Genomic DNA, 17486 nt, shown 5'->3' with positions numbered 1-17486 from the left:
CCCCGTTCAGGCCGGAATCTGCTGGCTGATGCAGTGAAAGCTGCCGCCGCCGGTCAGGATCGCGTCGGCATGGAGGCCGACGACGTGCCGGTCGGGGAACAGGGCCTGGATCGCCGCAACCGCCGCCGAATCATTGGCGGCGCCATATTGCGGCACGACCACCGCGGCATTGCCGATATAGAAGTTCATGTAGCTCGCGGGGATGATCTCCTCGTCGCGCAGGACGCGGCCGGGCGAGGGGATGCGCACGATCTCGACATCGTGGCGCGCCGCGTCGCGCGCTGCGTTCTGATAGACCAGCCAGTTGGGGTCATTGTCGTCGGGCTCGGGAATGGCGAGCTTTCCGGGCGCGACGAAGCGCGCGAGATTGTCGACATGGCCGTCGGTATGATCGTGCATCAGCCCGTCGCCGAGCCAGATGACCTCCGAATAGCCGAGATCCTCCGCCAGCCGCGCCTCGATATCGGCACGCGACAGGCCAGGGTTGCGGTTGGGATTGAGCAGGCATTGCTCGGTCGTGACGACCAGGCCGGTGCCGTCGCCGTCGATCGCGCCGCCTTCGAGGATCCAGCCGCACGTCTCGGTCTGGATATGCCGCCGCGCGGCTAGGCGCAGGCCGATATCGTCGTCGCCCGGCAAGTCGTATTTGCCGCCCCAGCCATTGAACCGGAAATCCCGCGCATGGCCGTCTCCGGTGACGATCGCCGCCGTATCGCGCAGCCAGATGTCGCCGAACGGTTCAACCACGACCTGCGCCGCGTCGCCCGCCAGCGCCCTGGCGGCCCTGGCCGCTTCCTCGTCGGCGGCGACGAGCAGCACGCGTTCTCCCTTGCCCCCGGCATGGACCGCGCGTGCGAACGCCGCGACTTCAGCGCGGGCGGGGTCGAGATCCTCCTCCCAAAGATCGGGATGGCTCGGAAAGCCGATCCAGACCGCCTTGTGCGGGGCCCATTCGGCGCGCGGGGTAATGCGTTTCACTTTGCCTCCGCGCGGCTCTTGTCGCGGACCGCGCGGAATTCGGCGGTCGGATACCAGTTGGGCCATGCAGTGCCGTCCGCAAGGGTACGGCCCATCGTGTAATAGAGCTTCACGTCCTGCAGCGCGGCGCCCCAGTTCCAGTTGGGATCATATTCGTCCTGCGGCTTGTGATAGCGATTGGTGTTGTAATCGTCCGACGCTGCCTTGCCGGCGGCCGGGCCCCCGACGACCAGATCCTCGCCCGCGCTGCCGTCGAGCATCGGTACGCCGAGCTTGGCGAAGCTGAAATGGTCGGAGCGATAATAGTAGCCGCGCTCAGGCGACGGCTCGGGCGCGATGTGCCGGCCCTGTGCCGCGACCATCGGCTTGACCATGTCCTCGAGCTCTGACTTGCCGGCACCCGCGATCACGAAGTCCCGCGCCTCGGGGTAGATCTTCAGCGCGTCCATGTTGACGCCGCCGACGGTCCTGTTGAGCGGATAGACCGGATTCTCGGCGTAGAATTTGGAACCGAGCAGCCCCGATTCCTCGGCAGTGACCGCGAGGAACACCTGGGAACGCTTCGCGGCGCCCGCCTTGACGTTGGCCTCGGCCAGGGCGACCAGGGCGGCGACGCCCGACGCGTTGTCGACCGCGCCGTTGCAGATATCGTCGCCATTGACCGCGTCGCAGCGGCCGAGATGATCCCAATGCGCCGAATAGAGCACGACCTCGTCGGGCCGTTCGGTGCCCGGCAGCACGCCGACCACGTTCTTCGACGCCTGGCGGCGGATGGTGTTGGTCCAGCTCCCATTGGCCTTCAGCCCCAGCGGCACTGCCTTGAAGCCCTTGACCTTCGCCGCCGCGGCAAGGGCGGCGAAATCCTTGCCCGCGCTGGCGAACAGCGCCTCGGCGGCCGGTTTCTGGATCCAGCCGATCGCCTTCGACTGATCCATATGGTTGCCCGGCGTATCCTGTTCGAGCTGCGGCCCGGTCCAGCTCGACTGGACGACGCCCCAGCCATAGGCGGCAGGTTCGGTATCGTGGACGATGATCGCCGCAGCCGCGCCCTGCCGCGCGGCTTCCTCGAATTTATAGGTCCAGCGGCCATAATAGGTCATGGCGCGTCCGCCGAAATCGCCGTTCAGCGTCATGGTCTGCCAGTCGGGATCGTTGATCAGGATGACGACGGTCTTCCCCTTCACATCGACCCCGGCATAGTCGTTCCAGCCCCGCTCCGGCGCATTGACGCCGTATCCGACGAAGACGACCTCACTGTCCTTGAGATCGACCTTCGGCACCACCTGATAGGTCCCGATCACGATATCGGTGCGGTAGGCGAGGCTGACCGGCGCCTTGCCACCGGTGAAGACGAGCGGGCCGACATTCTGCGCCGTGATCTCGACCAGCGGCACGTCCTGGAACCACTTGCCCTTGTTGCCCGGCTTCAGCCCGGCCGCCTTGAAGCGCTCGACGATATAGGCGGTGGTCTTGTCCTCGGCGGGGGTGGCCGGGGCGCGGCCCTCGAACGCGTCGGACGAAAGGGTCTTCGTCACGTCCTTCAGCGTCTGCAGCGGGATCTCGGGCGAATCGGGTGCAGCCGCGGTGAGGATGACGGCAGCGGACAGAAGGAGAAGGGGGCGCATGACGGCTCCTCGGGATTTCGTAATGGGCCGCTTTCTGACAGCGCGCCGGGGCGGGCGCAAGCGATCCGGAAATGCAACCGATTCGGATGAATTGCTCGATTGTTCCCGCCATATCCGCCGGTACTATGAAGTATAGCATAGTGAGTTTGGGGGATAAGGCTGGTGACATTCTGGATATTGGGGGCGCTCGCGGGCGTGCTCGCCGCGCCACAGGCCGCGCCTGTCGCGAATGAGGCGGCGGCCAGCTTTGGCGCGCGCGAGGGTGTCCAGCAGATCAGCCTGTCGCCGGACGGCAACAGCATCGCCTATATCCAGCCGACCGCCGGGCGGGGCGCCTCGCTCTACATCGTCAATCTGGCGACTGCCCAGCCGGTGGGTATCCTGAATTCGTCGGGCGATCCCGACCGGCTGAGCTATTGTCGCTGGTCGACCAGCAAGCGTCTCATCTGCGGCATCTACATGATCGTGCCGAGCGGGATCGGCGTGCTGGGCTTCACGCGGATGATCGGCATCGACGCCGACGGCAAGAATCTTAAAGTGCTCAGCGCACGCGATTCATCAAGGGCGCTGGACATCACGCAGAATGGCGGCACCGTCATCGACTGGCTGAGCGACAGTGCCGATGGCAGCGTGCTGATGACGCGCCAGTTTGTCCCGGAGGAGAGCACGGGCACCAGGCTTGCCAACTCGCACGACGGGCTCGGTATCGAGCGAGTCGATACCAACAGCCTGAAGCGGGCCATGGTGGAGACTCCGCGGGTGGACGCGGCCGAGTATATTTCCGACGGTCATGGCACGGTGCGGATCATGGGCATGCGCCCCAAGACGGCTGACGGGTACGATCAGACGAAGATCAACTATCTGTATCGCAAACCGGGCAGTCGCGACTGGTCGCCGCTCGGTTCGGTCAAGGATTCGTCCGGTCCCGCGAATGGATTCGATCCCTATGCAGTCGATCGTGACCTCAACGTCGTCTATGGTTTCGATGACAATGCGGGGCATATGGCGCTCTATTCGATCGCCCTCGATGGAACGCTGCAGCGCAATCTGGTCCTGGCGCGGCCCGATGTGGATGTCGACGACCTGATCCGCATCGGCCGGCAACAGCGTGTCGTCGGCGCAAGCTATGCGACCGAGCGGCGCCAGGTGGAATTCTTCGATCCGGAACTGAAGAAGCTTTCGGCGTCGCTGTCCAAGGCGCTGCCCGGCCTGCCGCTCGTGTCGGTCGTTGATGCCAGTGCTGACGAGAGCAGGCTGCTCCTGTTCGCCGGCAGCGATGTCGATCCCGGGCGCTATTATCTGTTCGACAAGAAGACGCGTAAACTCGAGGAGCTTCTTCCCAAGAGGCCGCAGCTTGCCAAGACGACCCTGGCCACGGTGAAGCCGATCAGCTTTCCCGCCGCCGACGGGACGCAGATTCCGGGTTATCTGACCTTGCCGCCGGGCAGCGACGGCAAGAACCTGCCAGCGATCGTGATGCCGCATGGCGGGCCGGGCGACCGGGATGAATGGGGTTTCGACTGGCTGTCGCAATATTTCGCCAATCGCGGCTATGCAGTGCTTCAGCCGAATTTCCGTGGATCGGCCGGCTATGGTTCAGCCTGGTTCAAGCAGAACGGCTTCAAATCCTGGAAGATCGCCGTCGGCGACGTCAACGATGGCGGGCGCTGGCTGATCAAGCAGGGCATCGCGGATCCGGCGAAACTGGGGATCGTCGGCTGGTCCTATGGCGGCTATGCCGCTCTGCAATCCCCGGTGCTCGATCCGAGGCTGTTCAAGGCGATCGTGGCGGTGGCGCCGGTCACCGATCTTGAGACCCTCCGGTCCGAATCGCAGAGTTTCACGAACTATTACCGGGTCGACGCCTTTATCGGCCACGGTCTCCATGTGCGGGAAGGGTCGCCCGCCCAGAATGTCGATCGAATCGTCGCGCCGGTGCTGATGTTCCACGGCGACCGCGACCGGAATGTCGGCATCCGCGAATCGCGGATGATGGCATCGCGCCTGAAGGAGGCGGGGAAGCCGGTCGAGCTGGTCGAGTTCCACAATCTCGACCATTATCTCGACGACAGCAATGTCCGCACCGGGATGCTCGACAAGATGGACACGTTCCTTCGGGCATCGATGAAGTTCTGACCGACAGAAAAAGGGCGGCCCCTCGCGGGACCGCCCTTTGTTTCTTGTCGTAAGGCCGGTGGATCAGCGCGAGTAGAACTCGACGACCAGATTCGGTTCCATCTTCACCGGATAGGGCACTTCGTCCAGGGTCGGCACGCGGGTGAAAGTCACCTTCGCGCTGCCGTCCGGCGCGACGTAATCGGGGATGTCGCGCTCGGCGAGGCTCTGCGCTTCCATCACCAGCGCCATTTCCTGCGCCTTGGAGCCGAGCGTGATCTCCATGCCCGGGAAGACGCGGCGCGACGCGATGTTGCACTTCACGCCGTTGACCTTGATGTGGCCGTGGCTGACGAGCTGGCGCGCGGCGAAAACGGTTGGGGCGAACTTGGCGCGATAGACGATCATGTCCAGGCGCTGCTCGAGCAGGCCGATCAGGTTCTGGCCGGTGTCGCCCTTCATGCGGGCGGCCTCATGGTAGCATGCCCGGAACTGCTTCTCGGTCACGTCGCCATAATAGCCCTTGAGCTTCTGCTTGGCGCGGAGCTGGATGCCGAAATCGGAGACCTTGCCCTTGCGGCGCTGGCCGTGCTGGCCGGGGCCGTATTCGCGCTTGTTCACCGGGGACTTCGGACGACCCCAGATGTTCTCGCCCATGCGGCGATCGAGCTTGTACTTGGCGCTGGAGCGCTTCGACATGTGTATTCCTTTGCAAGTGCCAACAACAAGACCAGCACCTGGCGGTGCCGATCGATATCCGGTCATCGCTCTGCCCGGTTGATTCGGAAATCAGGCAGGGCCGCCGCTTCACCGGAGTGCGGGGCCTTTTGCGAAGGGGCGGCCTCTTGCAGAAAGCGCCGCCGCGGTCAACCTTCTATTGGCGGTCGCTTGACGCGCTGCCCCCGCGCCGGTCGGCATACCAGCGCGACGAATCGCGGTTCGCGTCGTCGATTGCCTTCCACTCCGCCGCGGTGTGGCATTGCGGCTTGCTGCGCACCCTCGATCCGGTCGCCTGGTCCCGGCGGCAGATCTTCTTGTCGGCGTTGACTGGTTCCTCGCCCTTGGCAAACGCCGGAACCGACGAGAGCATGACGCAGGTGAGGGCCAGGGTGGCAAAGGTCCGCATGATTATCCCCAGTTTCAAGAAAGAGTCGAAAGTCGCCGCCAGGCAGCATGGCGACAGGAGGTATCGTCACGCGTGAATGGCCGCAAGAGTTGAAAAAACGGCGTTTAAATAACGACTCTGCCGTTTTCGGCGTGGCGGTTCCAATCGCCGGGCGTGCCGGTGCTGGACACGCGTTTCGACGACGCTATCAGGCGGCATGACTGAAACGATCCTGCCCGGCATTGACTGTACGACGATGATCGAGGTGCGCGCGGGGGTCGATCAGGTCGATCGCGACCTGATCGATCTGCTCGCCCGCCGCTTCGCCTATATGGATGCCGCCGCGCGCATCAAGACCGAGCGTGGTGCCGTGCGCGACGAGGCGCGAAAGGCAAGAGTGATCGCCAATGCGCGTGCGGCGGCCGAGGCGGCCGGCCTGCCCGGCGCGGAGATCGCGGATTTGTGGGACCGGCTCGTGGAGGTCTCGATCGCCTATGAGATGGCGGCGTTCGACCGCCAATAATCGCCATCAGCTGTCCGATACGGGGCGCGGCGGCCAGAATCCGCCGTGCCGCCATGACGCTTCCGGCGGATCCTCCTCGTTGGCGCGCGCGAAACTGAGATAGCCGAAATAAGAGGCGATCAGCCGTCCGTCGCGCGGCACCACCGTCGTCCGGCCATGCAGGAAGCGCGTATTGTCCAGCATCAGGATATCGCCACGCCGCCACGACACTGTCGCCGTGATCTCGTCGCCCACATCCCTGACGACATGAGTCCAGGCAGGCGGGACGAGCGAGCCATCGTCGAACAGCGGGAAATCCCAGCGATCGATCCCGTAGCGGGCGAACAGCAGGAAATTGCCGAAGGCCAGTCGATCAGTGAACATCGGCTTGTGTAGAAAGGGACGGCTGAAGCTGCGTTGAATCTGGTCGCCGTTGCGCCGGAAAGTGAAGGGGCAGCGGGCGGGCGGATCGGCAAGCTGCGCATCGGACGGCTCTGCGTCGCCAAACCAGGTGAGCAGTTCGTTGGGCGTCGTATGCCGCGTGTAGCGCAGGCGCCGCGCGGCCATCTCCTCGCGAAGCGAGGGCGGAAGGCGGTCGACGAGGTCGCTGCCGTCACAGACCGTGGTCGCGCCCAACCGGCGCGGCGGATTGAGGCACGCGAAGAAGCAGACATCGGGCTTCCACGGCTCGCGCGACAATTCGGGGTGGAGCGGGAAGGCCGCAGTGCCCAGGTCGACCGACTGGATGTTGCGCAAATCGTCGAGCACCTGGCGGCTGCGGCTTTCGTTGAAGACCGAGCTCGAGCAGAATTGCTCGGCGAACCGAGCAAAGGTGCCGAGATCGGTGGTGAAGCCGCGCAGCAGCAGCGCGCCGTAGCTTTTATAGGCCTGGATGATCGTGTCGGCCGGAATCTCGAGCGGGCTCTTCTCGCCGCTGGCCCGAATGGTGAGATAGGGGATGCCCGCCGCGGGCGGAATCAGGTCGGCCATCGGCGGGTGTCGGGCTCTCGCTGGGGTGAACCACACCGGCATAATCGCAATCCGTGGCACGGGATAGCCGGTGTGTCGTCATGCTCTCAGTGCTGACGCGGGGGCTTGGGCCGTTTCGCGCCCGCCAGCGCCGATAGCACGCCGCGCAGCGTCCGTACCTCCTGGCTCGACCAGCCGGGCTTGGTCAGGAGCGTGCGCAACGTCCGTCGCGTGACCGGTGTCCGGTCGGGCGGGAAGAAGAAGTTGGCATCCTCAAGCATCGCGTCCAGCTGAAGGATCATTCCCTCGAGCTCCTCCTGCGGCGCCGGCTCGGGCAGGTCGGTCTCCGGCGGGGAGGCGAGCGCGATTCGCTTCGACCATTCGTAAGCGACGAGGATCACCGCCTGGGCGAGGTTCAGCGAACCGAACTCGGCATTGATCGGCACGGTGATGATGGTGCGCGCCAGCGCGACATCGTCGGTTTCGAGCCCCGAACGCTCGGGGCCGAACAGGATCGCGGTCCGGCCTGCGCTCGCGTGGATCGCGGTCGCTGCCTCGTCGGGGGTGATGACCGGCTTGGTCACGCCGCGCTTGCGCACGGTGGTCGCATAGACCTGGGTGCAATCGGCCACCGCCTCGGCAACGCTGTCGAACACCTGCGCCCGTTCGAGCACGATATCGGCGCCTGACGCGGCCGGGCCGGCCGAAGGATTCGGCCAGCCGTCGCGCGGGGTGACGAGGCGCATCTCGGTCAGCCCGAAATTGAGCATGGCGCGCGCTGCCTTGCCGATATTCTCGCCAAGCTGCGGGCGGACGAGGACGATGATCGGGGGCGGGGCGGAGGATTGGGCGTGAGGTTCTGTTTCCCCTTCCCCGTTCGTCCTGAGTAGGGGCTGAGCCTGTCGAAGACCCGTATCGAAGGATTTGCGCGCCAGGGAGCGAATGGTGTCCCAGTCTTCAGCGACCAGTGCTTCCTTCTTGGCGCGGGTCCAGCCCTTGATCTGGCGTTCAGCTTCGAGCGCTTCGATCCGGGACGGGAAATCCTGCGACCATTCGAGAGTCACGGGCCGCCGGTTCTGCGTGTACCCGGCGACTTCGCCGCGATCATGTTGGCCCATGCGCTGTTCGAGACCGTCGGTGTGGCCAACATAATAACTGCCGTCAGAGCAGCGGAGGATGTAGGCGTAGAAGCTCAAGAACCTGTCCTTCGATACGCGTCTTCGACTTCGCTCAGCCGCTACTCAGGACGAACGGCAACGGGTTGGGCGAATGGCAGTAGCGTAAAGGAAAGGCAACGGCTGGCAGAATGGTGGGGGAGCCTCACCCCTTGGCCACCTCGTTCACATTGCCGGCGAATTCTTCGAAGTCCCTGGCCTCGCGGAAATCCTTGTAGACGCTGGCGAAGCGGATGTACGCGACCGAATCGAGGCCCTTGAGCCCCTCCATCACCATCTCGCCGATACGTTTCGAGGGGATTTCGTTCTCGCCCTGAGTCTCGAGCTGGCGCTGGATGCCGGAGACGAGCTTCTCGATCCGCACCGCGTCGATCGGGCGCTTGCGCGCCGCGATCGAGACCGAGCGGAGCAGCTTCTCGCGGTCGAACGGCTCGCGCTTGTCCTCGCTCTTGATCACATGGAGCTCGCGGAGCTGGATGCGCTCGAAGGTGGTGAAACGCGCGGCGCAGCCCTCGCACTGGCGGCGCCGGCGGATCGCTGCGCCGTCATCGGTCGGACGGCTGTCCTTTACCTGGCTGTCTTCATGGCCGCAAAAGGGGCAACGCATCGGATCAATATCCCGTTCGTGTCGAGGTGGTGTCTGGCGCGTCGAGGCGTCGTATCGAGGGACATGCCCTCGATACCCGCGCTCGACGTCGCTCGTTCGCTACCCCGCGCGAACGGAAGTTGCTAGATGCCTTCCGGGTAGATCGGGAAGCGCGCGCACAGCGCCAGCACCCGCTCGCGCACGGCTGCCTCGACCTGTCCGTCGCCCGCCTCGCCATTCTTGCGCAGGCCGTCGAGCACGTCGGCGACCATGTTGCCGATCTCGCGGAATTCGGCGGGGCCGAAGCCGCGCGTCGTGCCGGCCGGCGACCCGACGCGGATGCCGCTCGTCTTGGTCGGCGGCAGCGGATCGTTGGGGATGCCGTTCTTGTTGCAGGTGATGCCGGCACGCTCCAGCGCCTCGTCGGCGTCCTTGCCGGTCACGCCGAGCGGGGTCAGGTCGATCAGCGCGAGATGCGTGTCGGTGCCGCCCGACACGACCTCGGCGCCGCGCTCCTTGAGCGTCGCGGCCAGCACCTTGGCGTTCTCCACCACCGCGGCGATGTAGCTGTTGTACTCGGGCTGGAGCGCCTCGCCGAACGCGACCGCCTTGGCGGCGATGACGTGCATCAGCGGGCCGCCCTGGAGACCCGGGAACACCGCCGAATTGATCTTCTTGGCGATCGCCTCGTCATTGGTCAGCACCATGCCGCCGCGCGGGCCGCGCAGCGTCTTGTGCGTGGTGGTGGTCACGACATGGGCGTGCTCGATCGGCGAGGGGTGCAGGCCGCCCGCGACGATGCCGGCGAAATGCGCCATGTCGACCATGAAGATCGCGCCGACCTCGTCAGCGATGGCGCGGAACTTGGCGAAATCGATCTGGCGCGGATAGGCCGAGCCGCCGGCGATGATCAGCTTCGGCTTGTGCTCGCGCGCGAGGGCGGCGACCTGGTCGAAATCGATCAGGTGGGTGACCGGGTCGACGCCGTAAGCCACCGCGTTGAACCATTTGCCCGACATCGCCGCCTTGGCGCCGTGAGTCAGATGGCCGCCGGCATCGAGGCTGAGGCCCATGATCGTCTCGCCCGGCTTGACCAGGGCGAGCATCACCGCGCCGTTAGCCTGAGCGCCCGAATGCGGCTGGACGTTGGCGAAGTTGCAGTTGAACAGCTTCTTCGCGCGCTCGATCGCGAGACTCTCGACCTCGTCCGACGGTTCGCAGCCCTGATAATAGCGCTTGCCGGGATAGCCTTCGGCATATTTGTTGGTGAAGACCGAGCCCTGGGCCTGAAGCACTGCCTTGGAGACGATGTTCTCGGACGCGATCAGCTCGATCTGGGTCTGCTCGCGCTTCAGTTCATGGGCGACGCCGCCGAACACGGCCGGGTCGGCCTCGGCGAGGCCGCGGGTGAAGAAACCGTCGGGCTGGACGTCGTTGAGGCTGCGGGGGTTCGTGCTCATGCGGGTTCCTTCGCGAAGCTGGGCGCGCCGAGCATCTCGACGCGCGGGGTGTGGCGGCCACCGGCGAATTCGGTGGTCAGGAAAGCGGTGACGCAGGCTTTTGCCATGTCCTCGCCGGTAAGGCGGGCCCCCATGGCAAGAATATTGGCGTCGTTATGTTCGCGGCAGAGCGCGGCCGACAGCGGCTCGCCGACCAGCGCGCAGCGCGCGGCGGGATGGCGATTGACCGCGATCGAAATGCCGATGCCCGAGCCGCACAGCGCGATGCCGCGATCGGCCTTGCCGGCCGCGACATGGCCGGCAAGCGCATAGCCATAATCGGGATAGTCCACCCGCGCATCCGAATGCGGACCGAGATCGGCGACCTCATGCCCTTGTTCGCCCAGCCACGCGACCAGCATCTCCTTCAGCGCGAAGGCGGCATGATCGGATGCTATGGCGATGCGCATGAACGACGCGCTCCTTTACTCGGCGAAAGCGGATGCGGGGCCCTTTACGCAAAGCGCGCGGCGAACGCTACAGGCTAGAGTCGGTTGCGGCGCGAAGCTCAGCTATCAGCGCCAGCCGAGAAATAACCGATTGGGAGAGCGTGGGATTGCCGCGCCCTCCCGCGCAGGCTAGCCTCGGGATGTGACGGATTTGCCCCAAGTACCCCAGCTACGGTCCGCAGGCGATGCCCGCCTTCGGCTGGTCGAGGCGCTGGTCCTTACCGGGCATGAGGATCGCGGTGCCTTTCGCGATCTTTATTCGCTCACCTCCGCGAAGCTTTTCGGCATCTGCTACCGTATCTGCGGCGAAAGGCAGGCGGCTGAAGATGTGTTGCACGACGTGTATCTGACGATCTGGAAACGGGCGGGCGCCTATGAGCCGCACCGCGCGAGCCCGATAACGTGGCTCGCCACGATCGCGCGCAACCGCGCGATCGACTGGCGCCGCGCGCAGGGCATCCGCCGGTCGACCCCGATCGAGGACGCGCCGCCGATTGCGGACGAAGCCCCGCTGGTCAGCGAGACGCTGGCGGCAGACGAGGAGGCGCACCGGCTCCACGGATGCCTCGAAGGGCTTGAGGAGCGCCAGCGCGGCGCGATCCGTACCGCCTTTTTCGACGGCGTGACCTATGCCGAACTCGCCGAACGTGAATCCGTGCCGCTCGGCACGATGAAGAGCTGGGTCAGGCGCGGTCTTGCCAAGCTCAGGGAGTGTCTCGACCGGTGAGCGACGATCGCACCCTGGACGACACGCCCGACATGGCCGCGGCCGAACTCGCTTTGGGACTGCTCGAGGGCGAGGAGCGCTCGCGCGCGTTGCGCCGGGTGCTTGCCGAGACCGGTTTCGCGCAGGATGTCGAGCGGTGGCGCGGCCATCTTGCGCAATTGTTCGATCTCTGGCCGGCGATCCCCGCGCCCGCTGGCGTGCTCGAGCGGGTCGAATGGTCGATCGACGGGCCGGCCGCCATGGCCGTCCCGACGCCGCCGCGGCGCCACTTCTTCTGGCCGGCGATAGCAGGCGTCTCAAGCGTCGCGGCCGCCGCCCTGCTGCTCTTCGTGGTGCTGCGTCCGATCAGCTATGTGCCGCATCCGGTCCGGCCGGCTGCGACGCCGACCGCGCCGGTCGCCGCGGTGCCGGCGAAGATGCTCGTCGCCTCGATCGATCCGGTCGAGAAGGGAACGCCGGTGACCGCGGTCTATGATCCGGGCTCGGGGGCATTGCGCCTTACCGCGGCGGCGCTTGCCGACGCCAATCGCAGCGCCGAATTGTGGGTGATCGGCGGCGACGGCGTGCCGCATTCGCTTGGCCTGCTGCGCTCGGCCGGCGGATCTTCCCTCGCGGTCAACAGCGCCAATCGCGCGCGGCTTGCCGCGGGGGCGACTCTAGCGGTGTCGCTCGAGCCGATCGGCGGCTCGCCGACCGGCTTGCCGACCGGCCCGGTCGTCGCGACGGGTGCCCTCTCGCAAGTTTGATACCGGCGCGCCTGCGTCCTTATCGGAGTCCGGCCGTATCTGTACCGCGCCCCAGCCGGGCGCCCGTACAGGAGAGCATCCATGCACCGATCCGTCCGAATCGCCATCGTCGCTGCCGCCGTCGCGGTGAGTGGCGCTTCAATAAGCAGTGCCCAGACCAATCCGATGGTTGGCGGGGCGGCGATGTATCCGACCAGGAACATCGTCGAGAACGCGGTCAATTCGAAGGATCACACTACCCTGGTCGCCGCGGTGAAGGCCGCCGGGCTGGTCGACACCCTGTCCGGGCCTGGCCCCTTCACCGTCTTCGCGCCGACCAACGCTGCCTTCGCCAAACTGCCGAAGGGTACCGTCGAGACGCTGCTGAAGCCCGAGAACAAGGGCACGCTGACCAGCGTGCTGACCTATCATGTGGTGCCCGGCCGCATCACCGCGGCCGATATCGCGGCCAAGGCGAGGGCGCATATGGGCAAGGCGACCTATGCCACCGTCCAGGGCGGCACGCTGACCTTCATGAAGAGCGGCACGGGCTGGGCGATCGAGGACGCCAAGGGCCATAAGGGCAGGATCACCATCGCGAACGTGATCCAGTCGAACGGCGTGATCCATGTCATCGACACGGTGATGATGCCCTGATCAGAAAAAATATGCGCGGGTATGCATCCGAGCGGACTCCACGCGCGTATTAGCCTTTGTCTTTCCTTCCCAAGCGAAAGGCGAGTAACCAGGCGCCGCCATTCCCCCTCCTTTGCGGTGCCGTGCGTACCGGACCTGCCGGCCCCCTTCGCCGGCAGGTCCTTTTCATTTCGACGCAAGCTCGTCATGGAAGCGTCATCGGATTGTCCTAGCGGGGCGTGGGCCCCGCCTGTTTCAGGTCCGCAGGAGAGTATTCCCATGGCCATCGCCGATCGATCGCCCAATGCGTCCAAGAACAATGCGGTGCGCGCCGCCGTGCACCGGCACGATCACCTGTCGAAGCAGGGCCTGCTCGAACGCGCCTTCACCTTCGCGTTCCGCGGCCTCGTCTACGCGCAGATCTGGGAGGACCCGGCGGTCGACATGGAGGCGCTGGCGATCACGCCCGACAGCCATGTCGTCACCATCGCCTCGGGCGGCTGCAACGTCCTGTCGTATCTGACGGCCAATCCGCGCGCGATCACCGCGGTCGACCTGAACACGGCGCATATCGCGCTCAACAAGCTCAAGCTGGTCGCGGCGCGGCGCCTGCCCGGATATGAGGCGTTCCACCGCTTCTTCGGCAACGCTAACAGCCGCGCCAACATCCTCGCCTATCGCACCCATGTGCGACCGCATCTCGACGAGACGACGCGGCGCTACTGGGAGGGGCGCGACATGATCGGCCGCCGTCGCATCGGAGGCTTCGCGCGCGGCGTGTACAAGCGCGGGCTACTGGGCAATTTCATCAGCGTCGCCCATATCCTGGCGCGGCTGAACGGATTGAACCCCAAAGTGCTGCTCAAGGCCAACTCGATCGAGGAGCAGCGCGAGATCTTCGATCGCCACTTTGCGCCGATGTTCGACAAGGGCTTCATCCGCTGGCTTACCGACCAGCCGGCGTCGCTGTTCGGCCTTGGCATCCCGCCGGCGCAATATGAGGCGCTGGCCGGCGACGAGAAGATGGCGACGGTGCTGCGCGAGCGGCTTGAGAAGCTCGCCTGCGATTTCGACCTGAAGGACAATTATTTCGCCTGGCAGGCGTTCAACCGCGGTTATGGCGATGGCCCTTCGGCGCCGCTGCCGCCCTATCTCCAGCGCGAGCATTACGAAGAGATCGTCGAGCGCGTCGACCGGATCGAGGTGCGCCACATCAACTTCACCGATTATCTGCGCGGCCGGCAGAACGCCTCGCTCGACCGCTATATCCTGCTCGACGCGCAGGACTGGATGACCGACGAGCAGCTGACCGACCTGTGGACCGAGATCACGCGGACGGCGAAGCCCGGCGCGCGCGTGTTGTTCCGCACGGCGGGCACCGCGACGATCCTGCCCGGCCGGGTGCCGGACGCGGTGCTGGGCCGCTGGGACTACCGCGCCGAGGATTCGCTGGATTACACCCGGCGCGATCGTTCCTCGATTTATGGCGGCGTGCATCTCTACGTGCTGGGCGACGCAGCCTGAGCATGGACGGCGGCCATGCGGGGCATATGGATGCGATCTACCGGACGCAGCGCCATTTCTACGACCTGACCCGCAAATATTATCTGCTCGGCCGCGACCGGCTGATCCGCGAGCTGGCGCCCCCGCCGGGCGGCAGCGTGATCGAGATCGGCTGCGGCACCGGGCGCAACCTGATCGTCGCGGCCAGGGCGTGGCCGAACGCACGCTATTTCGGGATCGATATCTCGGAGGCGATGCTTGAGACGGCGCGCAAGAACGTTGCGAAGGCCGGGCTCGCCGACAGGATCGTCTTCGCGCAGGGCGATGCGACCGCGTTCGACGCGCAGGCGCTGTTCGGCACGGCGCAGTTCGACCGGGTGTTCCAGAGCTATACGCTGTCGATGATCCCCGACTGGCTTGGCGCGATCCGTGAGGGCGCGGGAAAGGTTGCGCCGGGCGGGCGGCTCGACATCGTCGATTTCGGCCAGCAGGAAGGGCTGCCACGCGCCTTCCACAGGTTGTTGCTCGCGTGGCTGGCCAAGTTCGATGTGTCGCCGCGTGCGAAGCTGTGGTCGGCGGTGCAGGCCGCCGCTGCCGCGCAAGGGCTGAGTGCGACATTCCAGCCACTGTATCGCGGCTATGCCTGGTCGGCGGCGCTGAGCCGGGCTTAGCCCGCCGAGCGCATCGGACCCACCCAATCCGTTCGTGCCGAGTGGAGGGCTCGTATCGAGGTACGGTTGAGCGCATGACACTTGTCCCTCGATACGCCACTCCACAAGCTCGATGGCTGCTTGGCAAGAACGGAACGGGTTTACACAGGGTGGTCCAGCGCCGGACCGGTGCTGGGGCGTTCGATTCAATGACGCGTCGGACCATGCCAGCGTAGCATCGGGCGGCGCGCAGTTCCGGCACTGTCTCGCTCTTTCTCAGCTTGAAGATCGCAGGGGAATTCGCGTCTCCGTTTCCGGCGATAACAGCGGAATAGTCCGCTGTTATCGTCCCGATTTACCCCTGTTCCACCTCATTATTCGATAACAGGGAAAGTGGCCAGCAAGATATTGAAAAACAATCAGAAATTCTGACTCGAAATCCAACATAACAGCGGTAAAAATTTCTGGCGCAACGATGGGGAAAAACGGCGCGACTTGTCGGTTTCGCTGCGTCGATCCTCGACCCCGGCGGCTGTGTTCTACGTCGGGTCGACATTCCCGTTGGCGCGGAGAAGGGTCGCGCAGAGGCGCGGAGGACGCTGAGCTGATATGAACTCGATCATCGGGCGCTCGTACTCTGTCTGTTTGCGAACCTGCTTGTCATTGCAAACCGCCCGAACTGCTGGCTGCAGCTTCTCAGCGTCCTCCGCGCCTCTGCGCGAACCATCATCTTTGGGCGGCCGACGGGTCGGTTCTGAATGTCGATCCGCCTTAGTGGCCGAACAGCAGGTACAGGATGATGATGACGGGGATCGGTACGCCGATCGCCCAGAGCAGACAGCCTTTTCCCACGTCGTGACCTCCATTTTCGTATCGGGCATTTTCGTATCGGGCATGAAACAGCCCTTATGGAGGATCGGTTCCGTCTATGCCCGAAGCAACGCATCCCCTTCCGTCTCGGGGACTTTGCCGCTGCGTGCCGATACGGTCACCGTCGTCGCCAGGTCCATCGTCACATTCCCCAGCGTGCGGAAGATGTCGGGGATCGTCTCGACCGCCACCAGCAGGCCGAGCGGGGCGACGGGCACGCCCATCGCGATGCAGATCGGCGCGATCGAGGTGACGAAGCTGATCTGGCCGGGCAGGCTGACCGCGCCCATGGTGGTGATCGCGGCGACGGCGACTCCGGCGGTGAGCTGCGCCGGGCCGAGCGGCACGCCGAACCAGTAGGCGACATAGATCGCCACCGCGAGGTTCATCGGCGGCCCGGTGACGCGGAAGATCGCGACGGCGAGCGGCAGCACGACGCCGGAGGTCGCGACGGGCACGCCAAGTCCTTCGGCGCCGCGCAGCATCGCGGGCAGTGAGGCAAGCGAGGATTGCGTGCTGATCGCCACTGCCTGGGCCGGGCCGGTCGCGCGGGCGAAGCGGACGAGGCCGATCCGCCCGCCGATCGCGCCGATCGGGTAGGCCGCGATCCACACCAGGATGCCGATCAACGAGATGATCACGACATAATGAAGCAGCGCGCCGAACGCCGCGGTGCCGGCTTTCGCGCCGACGACATAGGCCAGCGCCAGCACGCCGATCGGGGCAAGCCACAATATCCAGCCGATGATGATCAGCATGACATCGGCGACCGCCTGGAAGAATTTCGTCAGCAATTCGCGCGACTCGGCGGGCAGTCGGGTGAGCGCGAAGGCGAACACCATGGTGAAGACGATCAGTGGCAGGAAGGCGTTGGTGGCCGCGGCGGTGACGGGATTGGTCGGCACGATCGAGACGATGAAATCGGCGAAGGGCGGCACCGGGCCGACCGGCGCCGTCGCGCCGAGCGCGGCCCGCAACGCGGTCGCGGCATCGGTCGGAAGCGGGAACCAGCCAAGCAGCAAGGGCGTGAGGATCGCGGCGAAGGCGGAGAAGAACCACAACAGGCCGATGAACAGGCCAAGCGCGCGGCCGGCGACCCGTCCGGCGCGGGCCGCTTCGGCGGTCGCGGCGACACCGGTAATGAGCAGCGATACGACCAGCGGGACGATCGTCATCTGAAGCGCGTTGAGCCAGGCGGTGCCGATCGGCTGCGCCACGACAAGCCCGTCTTCGGCCGTGGTCGGCGACAAGGTCGCGAGACCGACGCCGATGGCGAGACCCAGGACAAGGGCAAGGAGAATGCGGGTTGCTTGCGACATGCTCGCCCTTCGATCTATCCGGCGCTATCACGCCGCTACGACAAACAGACGGC

The 17486-nt window shown here is 65.5% G+C and carries 17 protein-coding genes; 7 read left to right on the top strand and 10 right to left on the bottom strand.

The annotated features are described in order from the left end of the window. Nucleotides 1–6: 6 nt before the first annotated feature. Together NDN01_RS19480 and NDN01_RS19475 are read right to left on the bottom strand one after the other, a co-directional pair. On the bottom strand, nucleotides 7–969 hold the full coding sequence (locus tag NDN01_RS19480; RefSeq protein WP_443025259.1) for an agmatine deiminase family protein: 963 nt from the start codon (nucleotides 967–969) through the stop codon (nucleotides 7–9). A gap of 5 nt (nucleotides 970–974) precedes the next feature. Further along, nucleotides 975–2603: a M28 family peptidase gene (locus tag NDN01_RS19475; RefSeq protein WP_272623440.1), complete on the bottom strand. Its 1629-nt coding sequence runs from the start codon at nucleotides 2601–2603 to the stop codon at nucleotides 975–977. Between the two features lie 162 nt (nucleotides 2604–2765). Here NDN01_RS19475 and NDN01_RS19470 point away from each other — a divergent pair, with 162 nt between their 5' ends. Further along, entirely contained in the window at nucleotides 2766–4739 is a 1974-nt protein-coding gene (locus tag NDN01_RS19470; protein WP_272623439.1) for an alpha/beta hydrolase family protein, read from the top strand. Nucleotides 4740–4802: 63 nt separating this feature from the next. Here the strand turns inward: NDN01_RS19470 and rpsD are convergent, their stop codons facing one another. Both rpsD and NDN01_RS19460 read right to left on the bottom strand, forming a co-directional pair. Further along, nucleotides 4803–5417, bottom strand: a complete 615-nt coding sequence (gene rpsD, locus NDN01_RS19465) for a 30S ribosomal protein S4 (RefSeq protein WP_272623438.1) — start codon at nucleotides 5415–5417, stop codon at nucleotides 4803–4805. A gap of 175 nt (nucleotides 5418–5592) precedes the next feature. Continuing rightward, nucleotides 5593–5844, bottom strand: a complete 252-nt coding sequence (locus tag NDN01_RS19460) for a hypothetical protein (RefSeq protein ID WP_272623437.1) — start codon at nucleotides 5842–5844, stop codon at nucleotides 5593–5595. A gap of 196 nt (nucleotides 5845–6040) precedes the next feature. Here NDN01_RS19460 and NDN01_RS19455 point away from each other — a divergent pair, with 196 nt between their 5' ends. Next, the gene (locus tag NDN01_RS19455; RefSeq protein ID WP_272623436.1) at nucleotides 6041–6346 is read left to right on the top strand and encodes a chorismate mutase; all 306 of its coding nucleotides are present in this window, start codon (nucleotides 6041–6043) and stop codon (nucleotides 6344–6346) included. Nucleotides 6347–6352: 6 nt separating this feature from the next. On the opposite strand, the gene NDN01_RS19450 is transcribed toward NDN01_RS19455, so the two are convergent. From NDN01_RS19450 to rpiB, 5 genes are all read right to left on the bottom strand, one after another. Beyond that, complete coding sequence (locus NDN01_RS19450) at nucleotides 6353–7315, bottom strand: TauD/TfdA family dioxygenase (protein WP_272623435.1); 963 nt, start codon at nucleotides 7313–7315, stop codon at nucleotides 6353–6355. An 86-nt stretch (nucleotides 7316–7401) separates the two neighbouring features. Further along, nucleotides 7402–8490 (bottom strand): TrmH family RNA methyltransferase, encoded by a 1089-nt coding sequence (locus NDN01_RS19445; RefSeq protein ID WP_272623433.1) that lies wholly within the window; start codon nucleotides 8488–8490, stop codon nucleotides 7402–7404. Between the two features lie 124 nt (nucleotides 8491–8614). Continuing rightward, on the bottom strand, nucleotides 8615–9076 hold the full coding sequence (gene nrdR, locus NDN01_RS19440) for a transcriptional regulator NrdR (protein WP_272623431.1): 462 nt from the start codon (nucleotides 9074–9076) through the stop codon (nucleotides 8615–8617). 122 nt (nucleotides 9077–9198) lie between these two features. Then, nucleotides 9199–10515, bottom strand: a complete 1317-nt coding sequence (gene glyA / locus NDN01_RS19435; protein ID WP_272623429.1) for a serine hydroxymethyltransferase — start codon at nucleotides 10513–10515, stop codon at nucleotides 9199–9201. Then, a complete protein-coding gene (gene rpiB / locus NDN01_RS19430) occupies nucleotides 10512–10964 on the bottom strand; it encodes a ribose 5-phosphate isomerase B (protein WP_272623427.1) in 453 nt (150 codons plus the stop codon). The genes glyA and rpiB overlap by 4 nt, the downstream gene beginning before the upstream one ends. A 181-nt stretch (nucleotides 10965–11145) precedes the next feature. On the opposite strand from rpiB, the gene NDN01_RS19425 reads away from it, so the two are divergent. The 5 genes from NDN01_RS19425 to NDN01_RS19405 all read left to right on the top strand — a co-directional run bounded on the left by NDN01_RS19425 (nucleotide 11146) and on the right by NDN01_RS19405 (nucleotide 15265). Continuing rightward, nucleotides 11146–11730: a sigma-70 family RNA polymerase sigma factor gene (locus NDN01_RS19425; protein WP_272623425.1), complete on the top strand. Its 585-nt coding sequence runs from the start codon at nucleotides 11146–11148 to the stop codon at nucleotides 11728–11730. Beyond that, the gene (locus tag NDN01_RS19420; protein ID WP_272623423.1) at nucleotides 11727–12476 is read left to right on the top strand and encodes an anti-sigma factor; all 750 of its coding nucleotides are present in this window, start codon (nucleotides 11727–11729) and stop codon (nucleotides 12474–12476) included. The genes NDN01_RS19425 and NDN01_RS19420 overlap by 4 nt, the downstream gene beginning before the upstream one ends. 81 nt (nucleotides 12477–12557) lie before the next feature. Beyond that, complete coding sequence (locus tag NDN01_RS19415) at nucleotides 12558–13112, top strand: fasciclin domain-containing protein (protein ID WP_272623422.1); 555 nt, start codon at nucleotides 12558–12560, stop codon at nucleotides 13110–13112. 258 nt (nucleotides 13113–13370) lie between these two features. Then, entirely contained in the window at nucleotides 13371–14615 is a 1245-nt protein-coding gene (locus tag NDN01_RS19410) for a DUF3419 family protein (protein ID WP_272623420.1), read from the top strand. Between the two features lie 2 nt (nucleotides 14616–14617). After that, nucleotides 14618–15265, top strand: coding sequence for a class I SAM-dependent methyltransferase (locus NDN01_RS19405; RefSeq protein WP_272623418.1), 648 nt, complete (start codon nucleotides 14618–14620; stop codon nucleotides 15263–15265). Between the two features lie 905 nt (nucleotides 15266–16170). Here NDN01_RS19405 and NDN01_RS19400 read toward each other — a convergent pair. Then, nucleotides 16171–17433 (bottom strand): dicarboxylate/amino acid:cation symporter, encoded by a 1263-nt coding sequence (locus NDN01_RS19400; protein ID WP_272623416.1) that lies wholly within the window; start codon nucleotides 17431–17433, stop codon nucleotides 16171–16173. Between the last annotated feature and the right edge of the window lie 53 nt (nucleotides 17434–17486).

Origin of the sequence: Sphingomonas sp. QA11, from assembly GCF_028473665.1 — a bacterium.
Classification (GTDB): Bacteria; Pseudomonadota; Alphaproteobacteria; order Sphingomonadales; family Sphingomonadaceae; genus Sphingomonas; species Sphingomonas phytovorans.
Note: the sequence above shows the minus strand (reverse complement) of the source record. Positions and strands in the feature narration are given on the sequence as shown.

What these genes read in the sequence shown, in the direction of transcription:
- NDN01_RS19475 (WP_272623440.1), bottom strand. Translation starts at nt 2,603, where the DNA reads ATGCGCCCCCTTCTCCTTCTGTCCGCTGCCGTCATCCTCACCGCGGCT.
- rpsD (WP_272623438.1), bottom strand. Translation starts at nt 5,417, where the DNA reads ATGTCGAAGCGCTCCAGCGCCAAGTACAAGCTCGATCGCCGCATGGGC.
- NDN01_RS19460 (WP_272623437.1), bottom strand. Translation starts at nt 5,844, where the DNA reads ATGCGGACCTTTGCCACCCTGGCCCTCACCTGCGTCATGCTCTCGTCG.
- NDN01_RS19455 (WP_272623436.1), top strand. Translation starts at nt 6,041, where the DNA reads ATGACTGAAACGATCCTGCCCGGCATTGACTGTACGACGATGATCGAG.
- NDN01_RS19450 (WP_272623435.1), bottom strand. Translation starts at nt 7,315, where the DNA reads ATGGCCGACCTGATTCCGCCCGCGGCGGGCATCCCCTATCTCACCATT.
- nrdR (WP_272623431.1), bottom strand. Translation starts at nt 9,076, where the DNA reads ATGCGTTGCCCCTTTTGCGGCCATGAAGACAGCCAGGTAAAGGACAGC.
- glyA (WP_272623429.1), bottom strand. Translation starts at nt 10,515, where the DNA reads ATGAGCACGAACCCCCGCAGCCTCAACGACGTCCAGCCCGACGGTTTC.
- rpiB (WP_272623427.1), bottom strand. Translation starts at nt 10,964, where the DNA reads ATGCGCATCGCCATAGCATCCGATCATGCCGCCTTCGCGCTGAAGGAG.
- NDN01_RS19415 (WP_272623422.1), top strand. Translation starts at nt 12,558, where the DNA reads ATGCACCGATCCGTCCGAATCGCCATCGTCGCTGCCGCCGTCGCGGTG.
- NDN01_RS19410 (WP_272623420.1), top strand. Translation starts at nt 13,371, where the DNA reads ATGGCCATCGCCGATCGATCGCCCAATGCGTCCAAGAACAATGCGGTG.
- NDN01_RS19405 (WP_272623418.1), top strand. Translation starts at nt 14,618, where the DNA reads ATGGACGGCGGCCATGCGGGGCATATGGATGCGATCTACCGGACGCAG.
- NDN01_RS19400 (WP_272623416.1), bottom strand. Translation starts at nt 17,433, where the DNA reads ATGTCGCAAGCAACCCGCATTCTCCTTGCCCTTGTCCTGGGTCTCGCC.